This is a genomic window from Leuconostoc sp. DB-1 (assembly GCF_013414845.1).
Lineage (GTDB): Bacteria > Bacillota > Bacilli > Lactobacillales > Lactobacillaceae > Leuconostoc > Leuconostoc mesenteroides.
In genome coordinates this window covers 298,486-317,808 of record NZ_JABFNJ010000001.1, presented here as the reverse complement: position 1 = coordinate 317,808, position 19,323 = coordinate 298,486, and the positions used below count along the sequence as shown (strand labels likewise).

General features: G+C 38.0%; 15 protein-coding genes, 2 pseudogenes and 1 other annotated feature. Of the genes and pseudogenes, 3 read left to right on the top strand and 14 right to left on the bottom strand.

The features are described from left to right. Positions 1 to 65 precede the first annotated feature (65 nt). The 7 genes and pseudogenes from HFP47_RS01510 to HFP47_RS01480 all read right to left on the bottom strand — a co-directional run bounded on the left by HFP47_RS01510 (position 66) and on the right by HFP47_RS01480 (position 5,513). Complete coding sequence (locus tag HFP47_RS01510) at positions 66 to 920, bottom strand: amino acid ABC transporter substrate-binding protein (protein WP_011679400.1); 855 nt, start codon at positions 918 to 920, stop codon at positions 66 to 68. Next, positions 920 to 1,558 carry an amino acid ABC transporter ATP-binding protein gene (locus HFP47_RS01505; RefSeq protein WP_004164488.1) on the bottom strand — a complete coding sequence of 213 codons (639 nt, stop codon included), beginning with the start codon at positions 1,556 to 1,558 and terminating at the stop codon, positions 920 to 922. The genes HFP47_RS01510 and HFP47_RS01505 overlap by 1 nt, the downstream gene beginning before the upstream one ends. Positions 1,559 to 1,562: 4 nt before the next feature. Continuing rightward, on the bottom strand, positions 1,563 to 2,204 hold the full coding sequence (locus HFP47_RS01500; RefSeq protein WP_179875944.1) for an amino acid ABC transporter permease: 642 nt from the start codon (positions 2,202 to 2,204) through the stop codon (positions 1,563 to 1,565). Between the two features lie 225 nt (positions 2,205 to 2,429). After that, positions 2,430 to 2,655: a binding site (T-box leader), on the bottom strand. 35 nt (positions 2,656 to 2,690) lie between these two features. Then, the gene (gene mreD / locus HFP47_RS01495) at positions 2,691 to 3,218 is read right to left on the bottom strand and encodes a rod shape-determining protein MreD (protein WP_042252779.1); all 528 of its coding nucleotides are present in this window, start codon (positions 3,216 to 3,218) and stop codon (positions 2,691 to 2,693) included. Then, a complete protein-coding gene (mreC, locus tag HFP47_RS01490) occupies positions 3,218 to 4,075 on the bottom strand; it encodes a rod shape-determining protein MreC (RefSeq protein WP_011679397.1) in 858 nt (285 codons plus the stop codon). Before mreC ends, mreD begins: the two co-directional genes overlap by 1 nt. 161 nt (positions 4,076 to 4,236) lie before the next feature. Beyond that, positions 4,237 to 5,243 (bottom strand): annotated as a pseudogene (locus tag HFP47_RS01485) (rod shape-determining protein). Positions 5,244 to 5,339: 96 nt separating this feature from the next. Next, complete coding sequence (locus HFP47_RS01480; RefSeq protein ID WP_179875943.1) at positions 5,340 to 5,513, bottom strand: hypothetical protein; 174 nt, start codon at positions 5,511 to 5,513, stop codon at positions 5,340 to 5,342. Positions 5,514 to 5,698: 185 nt separating this feature from the next. Between HFP47_RS01480 and HFP47_RS01475 the strand changes: the two genes are divergently transcribed. Both HFP47_RS01475 and HFP47_RS01470 read left to right on the top strand, forming a co-directional pair. Next, positions 5,699 to 7,753, top strand: coding sequence for an ATP-dependent Clp protease ATP-binding subunit (locus tag HFP47_RS01475; protein WP_115230987.1), 2,055 nt, complete (start codon positions 5,699 to 5,701; stop codon positions 7,751 to 7,753). A 78-nt stretch (positions 7,754 to 7,831) separates the two neighbouring features. Next, on the top strand, positions 7,832 to 8,524 hold the full coding sequence (locus HFP47_RS01470; protein ID WP_042252773.1) for a MucBP domain-containing protein: 693 nt from the start codon (positions 7,832 to 7,834) through the stop codon (positions 8,522 to 8,524). 27 nt (positions 8,525 to 8,551) lie between these two features. On the opposite strand, the gene HFP47_RS01465 is transcribed toward HFP47_RS01470, so the two are convergent. Genes HFP47_RS01465 through pcrA form a run of 4 tightly spaced genes read right to left on the bottom strand, consistent with a single transcriptional unit; the run spans position 8,552 to position 14,479 of the window. Continuing rightward, positions 8,552 to 9,694 (bottom strand): CamS family sex pheromone protein, encoded by a 1,143-nt coding sequence (locus HFP47_RS01465; RefSeq protein ID WP_036090189.1) that lies wholly within the window; start codon positions 9,692 to 9,694, stop codon positions 8,552 to 8,554. After that, positions 9,694 to 11,736: an NAD-dependent DNA ligase LigA gene (ligA, locus tag HFP47_RS01460; protein ID WP_042252768.1), complete on the bottom strand. Its 2,043-nt coding sequence runs from the start codon at positions 11,734 to 11,736 to the stop codon at positions 9,694 to 9,696. Before ligA ends, HFP47_RS01465 begins: the two co-directional genes overlap by 1 nt. A gap of 8 nt (positions 11,737 to 11,744) precedes the next feature. Further along, positions 11,745 to 12,233: a kinase gene (locus tag HFP47_RS01455; protein ID WP_025267864.1), complete on the bottom strand. Its 489-nt coding sequence runs from the start codon at positions 12,231 to 12,233 to the stop codon at positions 11,745 to 11,747. Continuing rightward, the gene (pcrA, locus tag HFP47_RS01450) at positions 12,230 to 14,479 is read right to left on the bottom strand and encodes a DNA helicase PcrA (protein WP_042252998.1); all 2,250 of its coding nucleotides are present in this window, start codon (positions 14,477 to 14,479) and stop codon (positions 12,230 to 12,232) included. Before pcrA ends, HFP47_RS01455 begins: the two co-directional genes overlap by 4 nt. A 186-nt stretch (positions 14,480 to 14,665) precedes the next feature. On the opposite strand from pcrA, the gene HFP47_RS01445 reads away from it, so the two are divergent. After that, a complete protein-coding gene (locus HFP47_RS01445) occupies positions 14,666 to 15,163 on the top strand; it encodes a GNAT family N-acetyltransferase (protein ID WP_011679390.1) in 498 nt (165 codons plus the stop codon). 23 nt (positions 15,164 to 15,186) lie between these two features. Here the strand turns inward: HFP47_RS01445 and HFP47_RS01440 are convergent, their stop codons facing one another. From HFP47_RS01440 to cydD, 3 genes and pseudogenes are all read right to left on the bottom strand, one after another. Continuing rightward, positions 15,187 to 15,825, bottom strand: a complete 639-nt coding sequence (locus tag HFP47_RS01440) for a glycoside hydrolase family 73 protein (RefSeq protein WP_011679389.1) — start codon at positions 15,823 to 15,825, stop codon at positions 15,187 to 15,189. After that, positions 15,825 to 17,548, bottom strand: a pseudogene (gene cydC / locus HFP47_RS01435) (thiol reductant ABC exporter subunit CydC). Before cydC ends, HFP47_RS01440 begins: the two are co-directional and overlap by 1 nt. Further along, entirely contained in the window at positions 17,545 to 19,272 is a 1,728-nt protein-coding gene (gene cydD / locus HFP47_RS01430; protein ID WP_042252759.1) for a thiol reductant ABC exporter subunit CydD, read from the bottom strand. Before cydD ends, cydC begins: the two are co-directional and overlap by 4 nt. Positions 19,273 to 19,323: the final 51 nt, after the last annotated feature.

Here is a 19,323-nt window from a genome sequence, read left to right as displayed (position 1 = left end):
AACAAAAACTATTAATACCATTCTAACATAAAAGCAGCACCATTACGGTGCTGCTAAAGTATGTGTCAATTACCAAACCATTTCGTACTATATTTTTGTAAACGACCGTCTTTTTTATAAGTTTTTAATTCTTTATTTACTGCTTGTCGTAATTTTTTATCTGCTTTGCGGAAGCCAACTGCATTGTCATTTACTGGGAAACCACCTGTTGTGATTGTGTAATCATTTGGGTTAGACTGATGCGCAACATAATAACGTGCATAGTCTTCATCAATCAATAACCCATCAATGCGACTCGCATTCAAATCATTGAATGCTTTGTCAAATGTATCATAGCCAATAACCTTTTGATCTTTAACATATTGTTTCAAAACTTTAGGATACTGTGCAAAAGTTTGATCACCACTTGAAGCTGTTTGATCGCCCAATACTTTATCTTGCATATCAGAAAACTTATTAATGTTACTTTTCTTTAAAGTAACAAGCACTTGTGTTGCCTTGTGATAAGGTGTTGAAAAAGCAACCTTCTTTTTCCGGTCATCTGTAATTGTATAACCGTTCCAGATAGCATCAATGTTTCCGGTATTTAATTCTGTTTCTTTCATTGACCAATCAATGGGTTGCCACTTTACCTTGATACCCAAACTCTTGAACACAGCGGTTGCCAAATCAACATCAAATCCTACTAATTTACCCGATTTATCGCGAAATCCCATTGGAACAAATGTATCATCTAGACCAATCGTAATTTGCTTTTCCCTCTTGATTCGTGACCATTGATCTGTTTTCACTACTGTCTGTTCTGTACTTTTGCTTTTTTGGGAATTATTAGATAAAGAGAGAGCTGCCATAACGACCAGTGCGATAAATAAAATACCAACAATACTATTAACAACAATCTTCTTTTTCATGCTTGGCATTAGCGTTTTACCTCCGTTGCAAAATCAAACACGCGATCAGAAACCATTTCAGCAAATGGCTGATCGTGCGTAATAATAACTTGTGTTACACCACGTTTCTTAAGCGTTTTAACAACATCAGCGACTTGGTGTGTCGATGCTTCATCCAATCCACTTGTAGGTTCATCATATGCCAAAATTTTCGGGTTCATGGCCAGTGCACGTGCAATTGCTGCGCGCTGCTTTTGACCACCAGATAATTGATAGGGAAACAAATTAGCTTTATCTAACATGCCTAAGGATTCCAAAAGCTCCTGCCCTTGTTCAACGGCCTTTGATGAAGACTGTTTATTAACATTAATAGGTGCTAACGTGATATTGTCAATGACTGTGTAGTTTGGGAATAGATTAAAATCTTGGAAAATCATGCCAATATTCGTATCGGAGCTTTCACCTTTAATATCGATGTTTTCACCATTTAAAATAATTTCGCCATCGTCTGCAGTTTCTAATCCTGCCATAATTTTAATTAAGGTTGTTTTACCAATGCCAGATGGGCCGACAATGCTTAATACTTCACCATCATGTACTGTTAAATTCAAGGATTTAAAGATCACATTTTGATCGTATTTTTTAGTTAAGTTTTTGATTTCTAACATTAAATTACCTCCATGTATTCAAAACTGTTTCACTACGGCGCAATAATAATGTGACAACCGCCGTCATAATCAAATATATCAATCCAACTAATAGATATGGCATCAAAGTCACGTCACGACTAGCCGCAATATTCCCTGCTCGCAAGATGTCACCTAAGCCAATAACATAAACTAAAGAAGTGTCCTTGACCAAGTTAATCACTTCATTACCAAATGAAGGAACGACAATCTTGACTACTTGTGGCAAAATTATTTTAAAAAATGTTTGTATTTTACTAAAGCCAAGTACTTTAGCAGCATCATATTGCCCTCTTGGGACTGATTGTAGTCCACCACGGAAAATTTCAGCAAGATAGGCTGCATAATTGATAATAAACGCTATGATAGCAGCTTCAAATCGTGGAAATGCTATACCCATCATTCCAAGACCATAGTAGATAAAAATCAATTGTAAAAGTAACGGCGTACCACGCATAATCCAGATATAATCGTTAATCAACCAACGTATTGTAAAGTAAGGTGATTTCATCCCTAAGGATACTAAAATTCCCAATGGTACAGATCCAATGATTGTTAGGAAGAACACCCCTAGCGTCGTTTTTAGTCCAGCCAATAAACTGGGAAGAATTGTAGTTAGATAACTCATAATTGAAACTCCTTTGTTGAATTGCACTTATAACTCATATATTTTCACGAGAAAGAACAATCACATTTATAATGTATTTATAAAACGAAAAAATCCTCTTACAGTATTTCTACTGCAAGAGGACGCAAAAGCGTGGTTCCACCTCGAATTCAACTTTTGCTCACACAAAAGTTCTCCACCAGTCTTCTAACCAATTAAAAACGCCCCCAAATACAAGAAATGTATTTAGAGGGCGTTTCATCGCGGTTCCACCTCTTTGTTATGCTACTATCACTAGTAGCATCTCAATAAGTCAAAGACTGTTATGTGATAACGGACACTTCCGACAAAGCTTACTTTGTTCAGCTTTATACTCATAGATGTGTTTCGTTCAATTTAACTATTTGCTCACAGCAACCGCAAATTCTCTTCTAAATTTAAAATGAACTAATCTTCTACTCAACGTTTTACTATATGGTCATAATTATACTATAAAAAGATAACTTGTCAACGCAGAAACTGAAATAAAGACCATACGGGATAATATGATGCAGCCGCAAAAACTAGATTTAAAATTACTGTTGGCAATACCTCGTACAATAAAAACGATAATATACTAACATTAGCAATTCCAGTAACAAATCCACTAACATAAGAAATCAGTAGGTAAATAAGCAAGCCAGCTAAATATAAAAGCAAGCCACTTACTAGACGCTCATCTAGCACTTTATGCAGTTGCTTCATCACAGCTACCGCGGCAATAAATGCAAAAGTATATGTACCAAAAATACCAGTGTAGTACATATCAAATAATATACCAATGACCACAACATAAAACCATAAAGGTAACTCGTTTTCAACATCAAATTGGACACCCAAAAAGAGCCAACCAAGTGTCAAAGTGGGTAAAATGTGCCAAGGAAATTGTGTAAATAACCCCCCCATACTAGACATGAATGTTCCATCAACAAACAGTATCAAAAATAATAACACAGGATAAATTACACGCAATCTCGTCAATTGCCAAAATGCCATTAATTTGCTCCTATCTGTGAAATTGCAACCATAACTGTGGTGATATTACCTAGATCAGCCGCAGGTTCAATGTATATTTTCTTGGATAAACCATAATCATCCGTCGTGACACTAGCAACCTTACCAACGTACAATCCTGCTGGAATAACACCACCGAGGCCAGAAGTTTCAACTAAATCACCTTTACTGATTTTATTATTTGACGTAACTTGCCCCATAATCAGTTGATTTTTTTCACGGTTAAAACTTGTTACAATGCCGTTAACATCGCCATCATCACCCTTAATTTTAATCGCAAATCTATTGGCATCGGAACTAGTATCAGAAATCAAAGCCACTTTTGAATTAGTTGTGTTTACTTCACTAATACGGCCAATAATTCCGGCACCTGCAAGCACTGGCATCCCTTTTTTCAAACCTGAATTGGATCCTTCATCGATAACTAATTGTGACTGCCATGTTGTCGGTGAACGACTAATGGTCACAGCCGAAACTGTTTTATAGTCTGTCAATGTGGCTTTTAGTTTTAATTGTTGCTTCAGAGATTTGTTCTCTTCTTCAACTGTTTGTAGGTGAACCTTGTCTTGAGCAAATTCATCAATCTTAGATTTCAACCGCTTGTTTTCTTCAAATGTATCTAACAGGTTACTAATACTATTTGCTGTACGCCCAACGGCCGTCGTTGGAACAGCAATAATACGACTAACGCCACCCGCTAAATCATTCCCAAAACGCTGTAAAAAAGGTGGCGTATTCGTTCTCTTGGCCCACCAATTTGATCCTGCAATTAAACTTACAATTACTATAAACGCAACAATTATTGATACCAACGTGCGTGATGAAAATATTTTTTTCATGTATTTCCCCAAAAAGCCAGTTACCACTTCTAAAAACAGTTGACAGTTTCATCTACTTTCAATGGTATGCTACCTTGTTTTACTTAGAAACTTTTATTTGACATTAATTCTTGAAAATAAATAATAGCGTAGCGCAAGCGCCACGCTATTTTAAACTACCATTACTTTTGTCGCATGACATCAATAGATTTCAACGCCTCACCAGTACCAATAGCAACTGCATCTAATGGCTCGTTAGCTATTAAAACTGGTACCTTAGTTGCATCCTGAATAATTTTTCAATGTCGCGCAATAATGCTCCACCACCGGTCAAAATCATACCGTGATCAATAACATCTGCAGCTAACTCCGGTTGAGTCGATTCCAACGTCTCACGAATAGCTGCCACGATTTCTTGCACTGGTTCTTGAATTGATGTGGCTACATCTTCAGCGGTAACATCAATTGTCTTAGGCAAACCAGTCAATAAGTCACGACCTCTGACCGTAGCATTTGGTAAGGTACGTGCTAAAGCAAGTGATGCAGCACCAATTTCGATTTTGAGTCTTTCAGCTGTCGGCTCACCAATGGTAACATTATATTTGTTACGAACAAAATTAGCAATTGCTTCGTCCAGCTTGTCTCCGGCTATACGGATTGAACGGCTTGAAACAATTCCACCTAATGAAATTGTCGCAACATCAGTCGTTCCGCCGCCCATGTCAACAACCATTGATCCAGTAGGATCCATAACTGGTAACCCAGCACCAACCGCTGCGGCAAAAGGCTCCTCTATAACATAAGCGTCACGCGCGCCAGCAACACGAGCAGCATCAATAACAGCACGTCTTTCAACAGCTGTTACACCTGAAGGTACGCCAATCGTTACATAAGGTTTGCCAATACGTCCGCCAAGTGCTTTTTGCAAATAGTAACGAATCATTGCAACGGTTGTATCATAATCGGCAATAACACCGTCACGCATCGGACGAATAGCAGCGATACTTGCAGGTGTTCGGCCTAACATGTCTTTAGCTTCAGAACCTACAGCAACGACTTCATTGGTTTGTGTATTACGCGCAACTACTGATGGTTCACGCAATATGATGCCACGACCTTCGATATATACATATGTGTTAGCGGTACCCAGATCGATACCAACATTTTTTTGTCCAAATGAAAATGCCACTGTACTGCCCCTTATCGTGTTACGACTGCAATTGCAACACATTTAAATTTTACTTAACTTATAATATTGTAGCATAAAACTGGTTTAATTCGCACATCAATTTGAGCGAACATATGTAACTTTACCCTGAGCGTGAGCAATACCACGAATAGTATTCTGATATGCGAAATTTGCCCATGCCTTTTGAAATTCCGGAAATACTGCTGGTGTCACTTCAATTTCGTCTATTTTCCCATCACGCAAATCATTTAATGCTTGTGTATAATCCATAATTCACCTCATAGACAGTATAACATTTTTAAAATTAGCACTCTACTTTAAAGAGTGCTAATTTTAATTGCATTTTTCTTAAATCGTGCTATAATTAAAGCATAACCTACAGAAAGGAATCGTGTGCAATACTATGGTGAAATGCAATAACTGTATTCCATGGTGCTTCACACTAAGTAAAAGATATGGCACAACAAGATTCGTTTGGTTTTGGTAATTTAGATGAAATGTTTCGCGCAATGAATGAACAAATGGCGCAAGCACAAGGACAACAAAATACACAAGCACAAAAAAATAATAATGGTAATAAAAAAAGACGCTTACTTGATGAGTTTGGTATTAATTTAACCAAACAAGCTCGCGACGGAAAGCTCGACCCTGTTATTGGTCGAGATAACGAAGTTGCTCGCACAATTGAAATTTTAAATCGTCGTACAAAGAATAATCCAGTACTAATTGGTGAACCTGGTGTTGGTAAAACAGCTATTGTTGAAGGCCTAGCGCAAGCTATTGTGGCTGGAAAGGTGCCTGAAAAGTTACAGCATAAAGAAGTTATTCGTTTGGAAATGTCGGCCTTAGTTCAAGGTACGAGCATGCGTGGTCAATTCGAAGCACGGATGCGTGAATTAATGAAAGAAGTTACGAACAGCGATGATGTCATCTTGTTCATTGATGAAATTCATGAAATTATGGGTGCCGGAAATGCTGAAGGTGGTATGGATGCAGGTAATATTTTGAAGCCTGCCCTAGCTCGTGGTGAGTTCCAATTAATCGGTGCAACAACCTTAAATGAGTATCGAAAGATTGAAAAAGATGGTGCTATTGCCCGTCGTTTCCAACCAGTGCAAGTTGAAGAACCTTCTAAAGAAGAAACTATCACGATTTTAGAAGGAATTAGTGAACGGTATGAAAAGTATCACTATGTTACATTCAGTGATTCTGCCCTTCAAGCAGCTGTTGAACTATCTGATCGTTACATTCCAGAAAGATTCCTACCGGATAAAGCAATTGATTTACTTGATGAAGCTGGCTCACGTAAAAATTTGACAATGAAAGTTGCGGACCCCAAAACTATTCAAGTGAATATCGAAGCAGCTGATAAATTAAAGCAAGAAGCAATTGATAAAGAAGATTTTGAAAAAGCAAGCTATTGGCGTGATCAGGTAAACCAACTTGAGTCACAAAAGGCACAAGTCGAGGCTCACCCCGAGATGTCAAAGCCACAAACAGTAACAGAGCAAGATATATTAAAAATTGTTGAAGATAAAACTGATATTCCTGTTGGAGCTTTAAAAGAAAACGAGGCTAATCAACTAAAAGATTTGGACAAAAACTTATCGAAACATGTTATTGGTCAAGATGAGGCAGTAGAAAAACTAGCCAAGGCGATTCGCCGTAATCGTATTGGTCTCACAAAATCTGGTCGTCCAATTGGATCATTCCTATTTGTCGGGCCGACCGGTGTTGGTAAAACTGAAACTGCCAAGCAATTAGCTCAGGAAATGTTTGGTAGCAAAGATGCTATGATTCGTTTCGACATGTCAGAGTACATGGAAAAACATACCGTTTCTAAAATGATTGGTGCTCCTGCCGGTTATGTCGGTTACGAAGAGGCTGGTCAATTAACAGAACAAGTTCGCCGTCGTCCCTACTCATTGGTTCTCTTTGATGAAGTAGAAAAAGCACATCCAGATGTAATGAACATGTTCTTACAGATTCTTGATGATGGCCGTCTAACTGATGCACAAGGTCACATAGTGAGTTTCAAAGACACTGTCATTATTATGACTTCTAACGCTGGTTCAACAGACACAGGAAATACACCTGTGGGATTCGCCCAAGTTGATCAACAAAATCGTTTGATGCAACGTTTGGAAAATTATTTCCGCCCAGAGTTCTTGAACCGTTTAGACGATATCATTGATTTCCAACCTTTGTCACAAGATCATCTACTAAAAATTGTCGACTTGTTATTGACTGATATGAATGATAACTTGTCTGACAACGATTTGCACATTGATTTAAGCACTGCTGCTAAGCAGAAATTAGTGGAGCTCGGTTATGACCCTGCAATGGGTGCTCGACCTCTCCGTCGTGTCATGCAAGATAAAATCGCCGATGGTATCGCCGATTTCTATTTAGAACACCCAGATGTTCATCATTTGCAAGCTGACATTGTTCATAATGAATTTGTTATTAGTGAAGTTAAGCCAGAACCAGTTACTGTAAATAAAATTTAACTTACGTGTGATATGAAACGACTTTCGGGTCGTTTTTTGTTTGTGATATAATATGTAGGTATATTCAAAGGGGATATTATGGCAAATACATCGCCCGTATGGGTTTATTATAAAAATATAGCAACTGGTGATGAGTTACACGAACCAACAAGATTAGATGGCGAAGCAGGCGCACCTTACGAAATCGCAATTTTAGATATCGCCAATTATCAGTATATTGATACTTCAGGATCTTTGACGGGATTGTTTGGTAGCCTACCTCAGTCATTAGAGCTTTATTATCGGCCACAAGAATGGCAAGCTGTACACCGTATTAACATGTTTATCGAAACGGTAACCAGTGTACAAGTTTTTCTAGAGCCAGATAATTTATCAAACGTTACGACAAACTTAAACCCAAATACTTTTTGGGCAACTCAATTACGCGCTATTTCTGGTAATGGTCAATTTTGGTATCAAATTGGTGACTATCATTGGATTCGTTATGATGCTACCCAAATGAAACTGTCAGACACAGCTCCAGAAGTTGAAAATATTAACTATTTTAATGATGCAGAAAAAAGTAAAAGTAATCAGCCTAACGCGGTTGTTAATTTCCTTCCCGATCGATCTATAGAAGTCTATGCTGAACCTTATGGGTTGCCAATCGGTAGTGTTTCCGATAGTGATTTTGTGGCAATAACGGAAGAAATTCACGATGATAATAACATTGTTTGGTATAAAATAGCTACTAAAGGATGGATTAACAGTATTTATATTAACAAGCTATAAAAAAATCGACCAAGTTGGTCGATTTTTTTAGTCTAATATTGTTGTCGTAAATGTTTTGTCACCTGAATTACGGATTAGAATTGCTTGCATTTCATTGGCCGCTTTAATAATTATTCGAATCGGTACATTCGTTGGTAAATACTTTAACGCCGATTGAGATACATATGTCGCAAAACTTTCAATCTCAGTTTGACTGTAGAACTGTGTTGTCACTGTAACTTTCATACTAGAAAGCGTACCTGACTTAAAATTAGCAACTGCCGTAGCACCAGCTATATTGGGAAAGAAATTTGAAACATCATTTTTAAAGTTAGCAAAAGATGTGTTAGCCTCTGAACCCAAGCTTGATGTATCAGTTGATTCCTTAGGCAAAACAATAGACTTTTGATTAATGCTAGTCCATTCTTTCAAGTCAGTTCCGCTACTACTTGTAGACTCTGCATAAAAGTTACCTGGCGCTAATGAATCTGTTTTTGAATTGGCATACATGGCAATCACAATAGGCGTATCTGAATCAACCCCTTTTTGTTCTCGAACTTTTTTGATAATTTCTGGTGCAATTTTTTTACCATAAGCTATGCGATCAGCATCTGAAATATTTTGTGTATATGTAGCACCATATTGTTCTTTTTGGTATTCATCCTGTGTGTTCATCGCTACGCCGATAACCATGCCAGCTAATTTAAGGTCGTCACCATCTTTGGTCATGAAATCTTGTTCGGTTAGTGTTTGAACGTAAATCGGATTACGTGAACTATCTGTCTTACCATTATCTTCAGGATTTAATCCATCACTATTACTGCTACTTTTACGCTCAAGTAATGAAGTAACAGTAGACGAACTCAAATATTGTCCCTCTTGAAAAATATAACTGCTCGTCTTAAAATGTGTTTTAGCCAAATCAAGCAATGATGATTCAAAGTTTTTCACATCAAGACTATTCGTCTCAGAAGTTGACGTAATACCACGAGCTGCACTCACCAAATAACGACCATTTTTGATCACCGTTTGGTACTGACCTGGTGTGCTCTGAGTCAACTGGACACCACTTGTTTTTTTACTTGTTGTTAGTGTGACACGATTCACATTGAAAAAATATAAAATGCCAACGGCGATAATCAAAATACCAACGACAATCGCTATATAACCACGAAAACCAATCCGCTTCATTATTTTCCGTCCTCTTTTACTTGTTCATCAACAAACTGTTGTTCGGTCCAAACTGTAACACCTAATTGACTAGCTTTATCAAGTTTGCTACCTGCAGCTTCTCCTGCAATAACTAAGTCTGTTTTCACTGACACTGATCCGGCGACGTTAGCCCCATGATCTTGCAACCATTTTGTTGCAGCAGGTCGACTACTCTGTTCTAGTTTACCAGTTAAGACTACCTTTTTGCCATAGAAAAATGAATTTTCGTCAATCACTGTATCAGATAAATATGATTGGTTAACACCGGAAGAAGCTAGTTCGACAAGTAGTTGCTTAGATTCTGGCGTACTAAAGTATTGAACAATTGACTGGGCAATCGTGTGACCAATACCATTAATATTTGCGATGTCTTCAACAGAGGCTTCTGAAACAGCTGATAAGGTCCTGAACTTTTCTGCTATCAGTCGAGCCGCTTTTGCACCAACCATGCGAATCCCTAAGCCAAATAATAAGCGTTCAAGAGAATTTTCCTTTGAACTGTTAATTGCATCAATTAACTTCACAGCTGATTTCTCTTGGAACTTGTCTAAAGTTAGTAATTGTTCAACCGTTATGCGGTAAATGGACGCCACATCTTTAATATAGCCTGCCTTTAGTAGTTGACCGACAACTCTTGGTCCCATGCCATCAATATTCATTGCATTTCTTGACGCAAAATGTGTTAGTCCTTCTTGAATTTGAGCTGAACAGAATGGATTAATACAGCGGAGTGCTACTTCACCTTCAATGTGAACTAAATTTGATTCACAGGCAGGACATATTGTCGGAACCTGATAAGTTTCACTATCTGTCGGACGTTTTTCTAAAATGACTTGCCCGATTTCTGGAATGATATCACCCGCTTTGTGTAGCGTAACCGTATCACCAATTTGAATATCCTTTTCCCTTAAATAATCAGGATTATGCAAACTAGCACGTTGCACAGTTGTACCCGCTAGCAAAACGGGGTCCATAACTGCAGTAGGTGTTACCGCCCCAGTTCGTCCAACAGTCCATTCAATGTCACGAACGATTGTCAAAGCTTCTTCCGGAGGAAATTTATAAGCGATAGCCCAACGTGGGATTTTAACTGTATTCCCTAAATCAAACTGTAAATCTAGTTGATTCACTTTAACAACAACACCATCAATACCATAAGACAAGCTTTCGCGCTCCGAAGTATACTCATCAATATAGTCAGCAATATCGGCCATTTTATTGATGACACGATTGTGTGTGTCTGTTGGCAAACCTAATTCTGCAAATCGTTCTAACGCACCACTTTGAGTTGTCACTCCTAGCATTTCAGGTTCAGCCGTATAGTATACAAAAGCCGCTAGGTTTCGTGACTTAGTAATTTTAACGTTCAACTGACGTAAGGAACCGGCTGCAGCATTACGAGGATTAGCAAAAGGTTCTAAACCATCAGCCTCTCGCTGCTTATTTAGAGCAGCAAAACTAGCTTTTGGCATATAAATTTCGCCACGTACCTCAATGGTTAATGGTTCAGTCAGTTTTTTTGGTATTGCTTTAATTGTTTTCACATTCGCTGTAACATCTTCACCAACGATACCATTTCCACGCGTAGAAGCTTGTACTAGTTGCCCGTCAACGTAGGTCAATGCAACTGCTAAGCCATCAATTTTTAACTCTAAATTATAAGGTGCTTGGTTTCCAAGCGACTTGGTTGTTCTTGCATCCCAGTCGTTAAGTTCGTCTAAGCTAAATACATCACCTAACGACAGCATTGGGGCAGGATGTACCACTTTTTGTAATTCAGACTTTGTATCTGCGCTACCAACATTCTGTGTTGGTGAATCTGGAATCACATATTGTGGAAATTTTTCTTCTAACGCAACTAACCGCGCATATAATGCATCGTAAATGTAGTCCTCAACTAGTGGCGCGTCATCTTCATAATAAGCCGTGCCATATTGCACAAGCTGCTTTTGTAATCGCGCGGTTTCTTGTTGCGCGTCTTGTGTTGTTAATTTTTCAATTGGCGTAAAATCTGGTAACATTCTCGACCTCAATATTTATTTATTTTAGTAAGTATTTGTTTTTCCGCCATCATCAAACTCACAGACTCATCAAAAATCATTTCACCTTCTATGCGAAGTGAGTCATCCCTTTGATACCAACGAGTTAAATCATTAGGAGTAAAGTCAGTGACTTGCTTAGTGCAATGGCGCCGAACTGTCTCGTTCAAGGATAATTGGTAATAAACAGTAACCACTTGACTAAAATATTGGATTTGCTTACGTATCATTGGACCATAAACACTATTTTTCAAAATGCCCTCTAGTATCACAAACTGTTCTTGTTGATTACCAAACTCAAGTAACTGTTCGATTAGCGATATCGATAAGTTACCCACCTGATCCTTAACATTGAGCATTTCCCGACGAACAATATCTTGAGATATGAGTAGGCTATCTGGTAAAACACGATGTAATTGATGGGCTAATGTTGTTTTACCGCTACCAGAATTGCCACGTATAATAATTAGCGTTGTCATTCTGCTCGTTTAATTGGTGCAAAAGCGGCTAATAGCTGCTTTACCCCTTCTGATGGGAAAGCAACTTTTAATTCTTGATCTTGTGCAGATCCCGACACAGAAACAATCGTACCAATTCCCCATTTTTTATGAGACACCTTATCACCAGGCTGCCAAACCGTACTATCAGCACCAGTTGTTCCTGAAGTCATTTTGGTTACTGGGCTAGCCGCCTTATAGGTTGTGGCTGTTGCTCGTTGCATTTTCTTATCAAATGGAAAAGCTCGATCACTTGACGAAGAAGAGGTACCACCATATTGTGTATCCAATAAATCGCTTGAAATTTCATCAATAAATCTCGAAGGTTCATTTGCTTGCGTACGACCATACAATAAGCGTGAAAAAGCATTAGTTAGATATAATTTTTTCATCGCTCGTGTAATACCAACATAAGCCAAACGACGTTCTTCTTCCAGTTGGTTATCATCCATCATAGCCCGTGACAAAGGAAAAATACCTTCCTCCATACCAACTAAAAAGACAACAGGAAACTCCAATCCTTTAGCTGCGTGTAAAGTCATTAAGGTAACTGCCCCGTCACCTTCTTCAAAATCATCCAAATCACTCATTAGTGCAGTTGAACTCAAAAAATCAGTCATCGGATCAACGGATTCGGGATCGTCTGGATTGTATTTTGAGTCGAATTCCTTTGTAACTGACAAAAATTCTTCCAAGTTTTCTAGACGACCTTGACTTTCAGGATCATTTTTTTCGGCTAGCTTTTGACGATAGCCAGATTTTGTCATCGCTAATTCAGCAAGTTCGGTCACAGTTAAAAACTCAGTCTGTTGACGCAAATTGTGCATCATTTCAGCAAACTGAATTAATTTTGAAGCTGCCTTAGCTGTAATTTCTGGTGCTAATTCAATATTTTCAATTGCGCCCATATAAGACAAATTCATTCGATTGGCAAAATCCCGTAACCGATTAATCGATGTTGCACCAATACCACGTTTAGGTTCATTAACTACTCGTTCAAACGCCGCATTATCAGCAGGATTTGTCATCAGATTCATGTATGACATGATATCAAGAATTTCTTTACGCTCATAGAACTTATGTCCACCAACCATGGTGTATGGCATATTAGCTTTCACAAGTGCTTCTTCAATACCACGTGACTGCGCGTTCGTACGATATAATACTGCAAAATCACTGTATGCTGCATTCTTCTCTTGGCGTGATTTTTGAATATTGGCCAAGACAAAGTTAGCTTCGTCACGTTCTGTTTGCGCGCGATAATAAGTAATCTTATCGCCTTTGCCATTTTCAGTCCAAAGGCTTTTGTCGATGCGCTCATTATTATTATTGATAACTGCATTCGCTGCATCTAAAATATTTTGGGTTGAACGATAGTTTTGTTCAAGCAAAACTGTGTGAGCGTCTGAATAGTCTTTTTCGAAGTTTAAAATATTATTCATGTTAGCACCACGCCAACCATAAATAGACTGATCTGCATCACCTACAACAGCTAAATTACGTGAACGTTTCGCTAGTAAGTTAACAATCGTATATTGCGCATCATTGGTATCTTGATATTCGTCAACATGCAGGTATTCAAACTGATTTTGGTATCGTTCCAGAACGTCTGGCGCTTGTTTGAATAGATCAATCGTAGACATAATTAGGTCATCAAAATCAACGCTCTGAGCGCGACGTAGCTCTGCTTGATATGCGGCATACACTTCAGCGACAGTTTCCTCATATACATTACCAGCCTGCTTAGCATAAGCCTTAGCTGTCAACATATCATTCTTAGCATTGGAAACTGTGCCTAAAATTGTGCGTGGGTCATATTGATTAGTATCTAAGTTCAGATCGTTAATAACCCGCTTCATTAACGTGCGTTGGGCACTTGTATCGATAATTGTAAAATTACGTGCTAGGCCAATTCTCTCGCCATCTCGACGTAAAATTCGCACGGCCATAGCGTGAAATGTTGAGACCCAAATTTCTCTTGCAATTTCTGGATCAACTAGTTGTGCAATACGTTCACGCATTTCACGAGCAGCCTTGTTGGTAAATGTAATTGCCAAAATACGCCATGGGTATACATTTTTATCTTGCACCAAATGGGCAATACGATGTGTCAAAACGCGAGTCTTACCAGAACCAGCGCCAGCCATAATCAATAATGGTCCTTCAGTGGTTTGAACAGCCTCTGACTGTTTATCATTCATTCCTTGAATTAGGGTTTCAATTGGCATTTTTATGTCCTTACTTGTAAAAATAACTTCCTTTATTTTACCATTTTTCATGTAATAACTCTAATGGCTCTTCCGAACATGCTTCCATTGTCATTCTAACATTTTTACGCACACGTCCCTCATAATCAATGATAAAATAATAAGCATAATCACCAGTAAAAGCATATTGAAGGAAAGAAGCATTCTATGAAATTAAGACCACTTGAAAAAAGAGATCTCCCTTATATTTACGAACAAGAAAATTCACGTAAAGTGATGGCATTATGGTTTGAAGAGCCCTATACATCTTTTGATGAATTACAAATTCTTTACGATCGTCATATTTTAGATCAAACTGAACGTCGTTTTGTTGTGGAAGAGAACGATCGTTTTATCGGTGTTGTTGAATTAATGGATATCGATACGCTACACAGACACACAGAAATTCAAATCATTATCCATTCAGAGTTCCAAGGTCATGGTTACGCACAGGCTGCTATGAGAGCAGGAATAGAGTATGCCTTCACAGTACTGAATATGCATAAAGTTTACTTGTATGTTGATGTGAATAATTCGGCAGCTATTCACATTTATAAAAAAATTGGTTTCATTCCTGAAGGTACTCTCCGTCAACATTTTTTTGCTGAAGGAGAATATCATGACAGTTTAATGATGGGTATTTTCCCGCATGAATTTACATTTTAAAAACAAAAAAAGTAGACTAACGTCTACTTTTTTGTTGCATCAAATCTTTCCAAATGCCAAGTTTGAATAATTGTAATTAACTTTTTAGCGTAATTAGGATCCGTCGCGTAACCATCCTGTGTTAATGCTTTGGCAGCCGAAGCGTAATCATCTGCATCCAAGACGTGTTGATATTGTTTTGCATTCCAACTCGTACCATCATGCAATAGTTTTGCATGTGCTTTCATACTTTCTTGCCAACTATCATAAGCCGCAAAACGTCCTTGAATGGTGATCCATTCACCATTAACATACTCTTGCGTTGGTAATACAGCACTTTTTTGTCCTGCATCCGCTTTAATGCCATATAGATTATTATACTTTGTTGACAACGTACTTGTGTGCCAGTCAGACTCTAAGATAGCTTGCGCAATGCTAATTGATGCCAGGACCCCATATTTTTCTTGCAGTTCACGAGCATATGGCGCTAGCTCATTAATCCAAGCCACCTTCTTTGCTTCTTCACTGTTTGTATTGATCTGATTGTTTTGAGGTCTTTCATAAATCGCAGTGTTGGATGTGATGGCGGCTAAAATAACCAATGCAACTAACAAGCCACACAACATACGCAATCGCTGTTTTTGTAATCCTTTTTTTGATCTTCTTCGCTTTTTTTTCGCCATTAATATTGATCCATGAGTAATAATTGTTTAAATCTTGCTGAAGTTTGATGCAATTCAGCTGGTGAACCGCTCAACGTGAATTTTCCATTCTCTAAAAAGTAAACTTTATCAACATTTTCGATTCCTGTCAAATGATGTGTGACCCAAATAATCGTTCGATCTTTGAGAACTGAAAATATTTGGGATAAAACCTCGTACTCTGTTTTGGGATCTAGTGATACTGTTGGTTCATCTAGCACCACAATTGGCGCATTTTGCAGCATGATTCGTGCTAAGGCAAATCTTTGCCGTTCTCCACCAGAAAAGCGTGTTCCTGCTTCCTGCATTTGTGTATAGTATCCGTTGGGTAAGGAATTGATTAATGGCTGTAACCCAGCTTGCTTAATCGCTTTTTGAACTTGCTCATCAGTGGCATGAATATTTCCCATACGCACGTTGTTCATAATCGTTGTATCAAATAAATACGCCTGTTGATCTAACACAGCCACCAAACTAGACATACTCCCTTGTAAGTTCTGGACTGGCGTTTCATCGATTGTCACTTCACCCAAAGATGATTGGATATCACCTGCCAAAAGCTTTAATAAAGTTGTTTTTCCTGCGCCTGAACGACCAAGTAACGCAATTTTTCTTTAGGCTGAACTTCAAATGACAAATTATCAACAATTGTTTTGTCCCCATACTTAAATGTGACTTGATTAAAATTAATTACTGCTGAGTTAGTTGTGTGTCTAGTCTCCTGTAGCAAGGTTGGTTCTGGTAAATCATTTAACCGCACAATGCTATCTTCGTAGAATGAGGATTCACTTACACCTTGATTCACAGCAACAAAGCTATCAATTAGAGGAAATATTGCAAGTGTGAAAGCCGCAATATAATTAACTGTACTTGAACTATCAGAAAACTGATTGGTTGCCCACATTAAAGTTGTTATAGTCAATATCAATACTAAAACTTGAATGACAAAATCACGCCACCAGCCAAATTTCATACTTTGGTTCTTAACATGAGCTAATCTTGACATTGTTTCGCCTTGATTTTGTACTAAATCTTCTTGTCGTCCTGATAGCACCCAATCTTGCAAACCTAAAATAGCATCGGTTGCATCTATATAAAGACTTTGCTGTAATTTCTTTTGTTGTTGCACACCTTTATAGTTCACTGCCAAACTCAATAATGGCACAATAACCAAGATAACAGCCAACATAACAAACCACCACAACATGAATAACCAATTAATTGTGCCAATTGCTATTGTGAGAAAAAGGTACAATACCATACCTGAACCTAATGGAAAAAGCGTTCTAAGGTAGAGATTTTGTAAACGGTCTAAATCGTCAGCAAGTAAACTAAGCACTTCACCTGTTTGCAGTTGTCCTCGAATACTGCTAGCCGTGCTGGCCGCACTTTCGTATAAACGCTTACGTGTTTTCGAAACGACACGTAATACCCAATTGTGTGACACCAAACGCTGTGCATAACGAAAAACTGGACGCGCAATGCCAAATGCACGTGTCAGCACAATTGGAACGTAAATAATGAGAATATTAGAAGGATGTTGCGCAGAACGAGAAATTAGAAATCCGGATACAAACATTAATGCACCAGCGGCAAAAGTAATCATAAAATTCAAAGATATCGACCAAAAAAGGCCAGATTTTTGTTGACGTAAGGACGGAAGAATCCATCTATCTTGTGACAATAATTTTTTCAATCGCTTCATTTCAGACCACCTTTATGTAATTCATGACGCAGCGCATTCAAAGCACTATTGGTATCAGCTAGTAAGACACCAGGAACGCCAGTTTCCACAATGCGCCCGTCACGTATCACAATAACTAAATCCATTTGATCTAACCAGTGTAACCGGTGTGTTGCAAAAAAAACTAAGTGCTTATCCAAGATAGTTGACATTGTTCTCTTTAAATCAATTTCAGTTTCAATATCTAAATGAGCCGTTGGTTCATCAAAAAGGAGCACTTTACGAGATGAATCTAGCAACATTCTTGCTAAGGCTACACGCTGCGCCTGCCCGCCAGATAGTTGACGCCCACTCTCACCAATTACTGTATTCAACCCTGCTGGCAATTCATCAATCAAACTGGATAAACCTGCTTTTTCAACAGCTTCATTGATTGCTTCGTCACTAGCACTTGGTGCGTAAAACCTAATATTATCACGTAACGATTCATGAAAAATATAAGGTGTTTGTGGCATATAAAAAAACTGCTTCTGCCATTGCTGTTGTGTTAAATGTTTGATCTCCTGTCCATTGATATTTATCGTTCCTTGTTCAGGTTGTAAGAAGCCTCCCAAAATACTTAGTAGTGTAGATTTACCAGAACCACTTTCCCCAACCAAAGCAATTTTTTGATACCCTTTAGCGTGCAACGAAATATCTTTCAAGGTGACTTTTGAGTCATAAGAAAACTGCACAGCGTTCAATGACAATTCACTCTCTGCTTGCCATTTATTTAATTGAAGTTCATCTTGTGGACCGACAATTTTGGTATCAATTACTTCCAAAACATCAGTTAGTGAATTTTTACCATTCAAAGTTGCGTGATAATCATCAGCAAAATTACGCAAAGGAAGAAAATATTCTGGCGCTAAAATCAAAATTGTCAACGCTGGGAAAAGTGCCATTTTGGCGTTCATTAAATCCATTCCTAAAAACACAGCAACAATTGCAACTGATAAAGTCGTAAAAAAATCAAGCGCAAATGTTGATGTAATCGCAATTCTCAGCGTTCGCATGGTTGTTTTTCGATAATCTTCTGAAATATTATAAATTTCGTCACCATATGATTGCGATAAACCTAGTTGCTTCAAGGTTGGCAGGCCTCGTAAAGCATCTACAAAACGATTATTTAAGTTCTTAAAATTAGCGAACTCTGCATCAGCTTTACTTTGTGCTGCCAAGCCCAAAATGATGAAAAACAATATAACCACTGGAAATACTAGCAATAAAAATAGTCCCTGTTCCCACTTAAGATAAACAATATATAGCAGAATTAACCAAGGAATAATACTCAAATCAAAAACTTTAATCAGTAGTAGTTGAAAATAGTTTTTAACATTATCCAATCCCGCACCTAGTGTTGTAACCGCATTTCCTGTACCCGATTGTTTAATAATACTAGGGCCAATTTCGGCATACTTAGCCAACAATTGAATACGATAATTTTCCACTGTACGATCAGCAAATTTCGACATATAGTTATTTTTTAACACAATCAATAGTTGTCTCATCAAAAAAGAAAACGCAAAAAACAATACATTAATGAGTGTTTGGTCAATGCTTTTACCTTGCCATAAATCAGCAATTGCTCGGGCCAAGAAAACTCCCTGGAATATAATCGAAAATGCTTGAATTCCTGTCAAAATAACTAAGATTACCAAAGAACTAATAATACCTGGTAACGCAAAAAGTCTTTTATCTATCATATTTTTTATATGTGTTAAACAATGGTTTGTTATCTCTATAACAATACCCTG

What these genes read in the sequence shown, in the direction of transcription:
- HFP47_RS01510 (WP_011679400.1), bottom strand. Translation starts at nt 920, where the DNA reads ATGCCAAGCATGAAAAAGAAGATTGTTGTTAATAGTATTGTTGGTATT.
- HFP47_RS01505 (WP_004164488.1), bottom strand. Translation starts at nt 1,558, where the DNA reads ATGTTAGAAATCAAAAACTTAACTAAAAAATACGATCAAAATGTGATC.
- HFP47_RS01500 (WP_179875944.1), bottom strand. Translation starts at nt 2,204, where the DNA reads ATGAGTTATCTAACTACAATTCTTCCCAGTTTATTGGCTGGACTAAAA.
- mreD (WP_042252779.1), bottom strand. Translation starts at nt 3,218, where the DNA reads ATGGCATTTTGGCAATTGACGAGATTGCGTGTAATTTATCCTGTGTTA.
- mreC (WP_011679397.1), bottom strand. Translation starts at nt 4,075, where the DNA reads ATGAAAAAAATATTTTCATCACGCACGTTGGTATCAATAATTGTTGCG.
- HFP47_RS01480 (WP_179875943.1), bottom strand. Translation starts at nt 5,513, where the DNA reads ATGGATTATACACAAGCATTAAATGATTTGCGTGATGGGAAAATAGAC.
- HFP47_RS01475 (WP_115230987.1), top strand. Translation starts at nt 5,699, where the DNA reads ATGGCACAACAAGATTCGTTTGGTTTTGGTAATTTAGATGAAATGTTT.
- HFP47_RS01470 (WP_042252773.1), top strand. Translation starts at nt 7,832, where the DNA reads ATGGCAAATACATCGCCCGTATGGGTTTATTATAAAAATATAGCAACT.
- HFP47_RS01465 (WP_036090189.1), bottom strand. Translation starts at nt 9,694, where the DNA reads ATGAAGCGGATTGGTTTTCGTGGTTATATAGCGATTGTCGTTGGTATT.
- ligA (WP_042252768.1), bottom strand. Translation starts at nt 11,736, where the DNA reads ATGTTACCAGATTTTACGCCAATTGAAAAATTAACAACACAAGACGCG.
- HFP47_RS01455 (WP_025267864.1), bottom strand. Translation starts at nt 12,233, where the DNA reads ATGACAACGCTAATTATTATACGTGGCAATTCTGGTAGCGGTAAAACA.
- pcrA (WP_042252998.1), bottom strand. Translation starts at nt 14,479, where the DNA reads ATGCCAATTGAAACCCTAATTCAAGGAATGAATGATAAACAGTCAGAG.
- HFP47_RS01445 (WP_011679390.1), top strand. Translation starts at nt 14,666, where the DNA reads ATGAAATTAAGACCACTTGAAAAAAGAGATCTCCCTTATATTTACGAA.
- HFP47_RS01440 (WP_011679389.1), bottom strand. Translation starts at nt 15,825, where the DNA reads ATGGCGAAAAAAAAGCGAAGAAGATCAAAAAAAGGATTACAAAAACAG.
- cydD (WP_042252759.1), bottom strand. Translation starts at nt 19,272, where the DNA reads ATGATAGATAAAAGACTTTTTGCGTTACCAGGTATTATTAGTTCTTTG.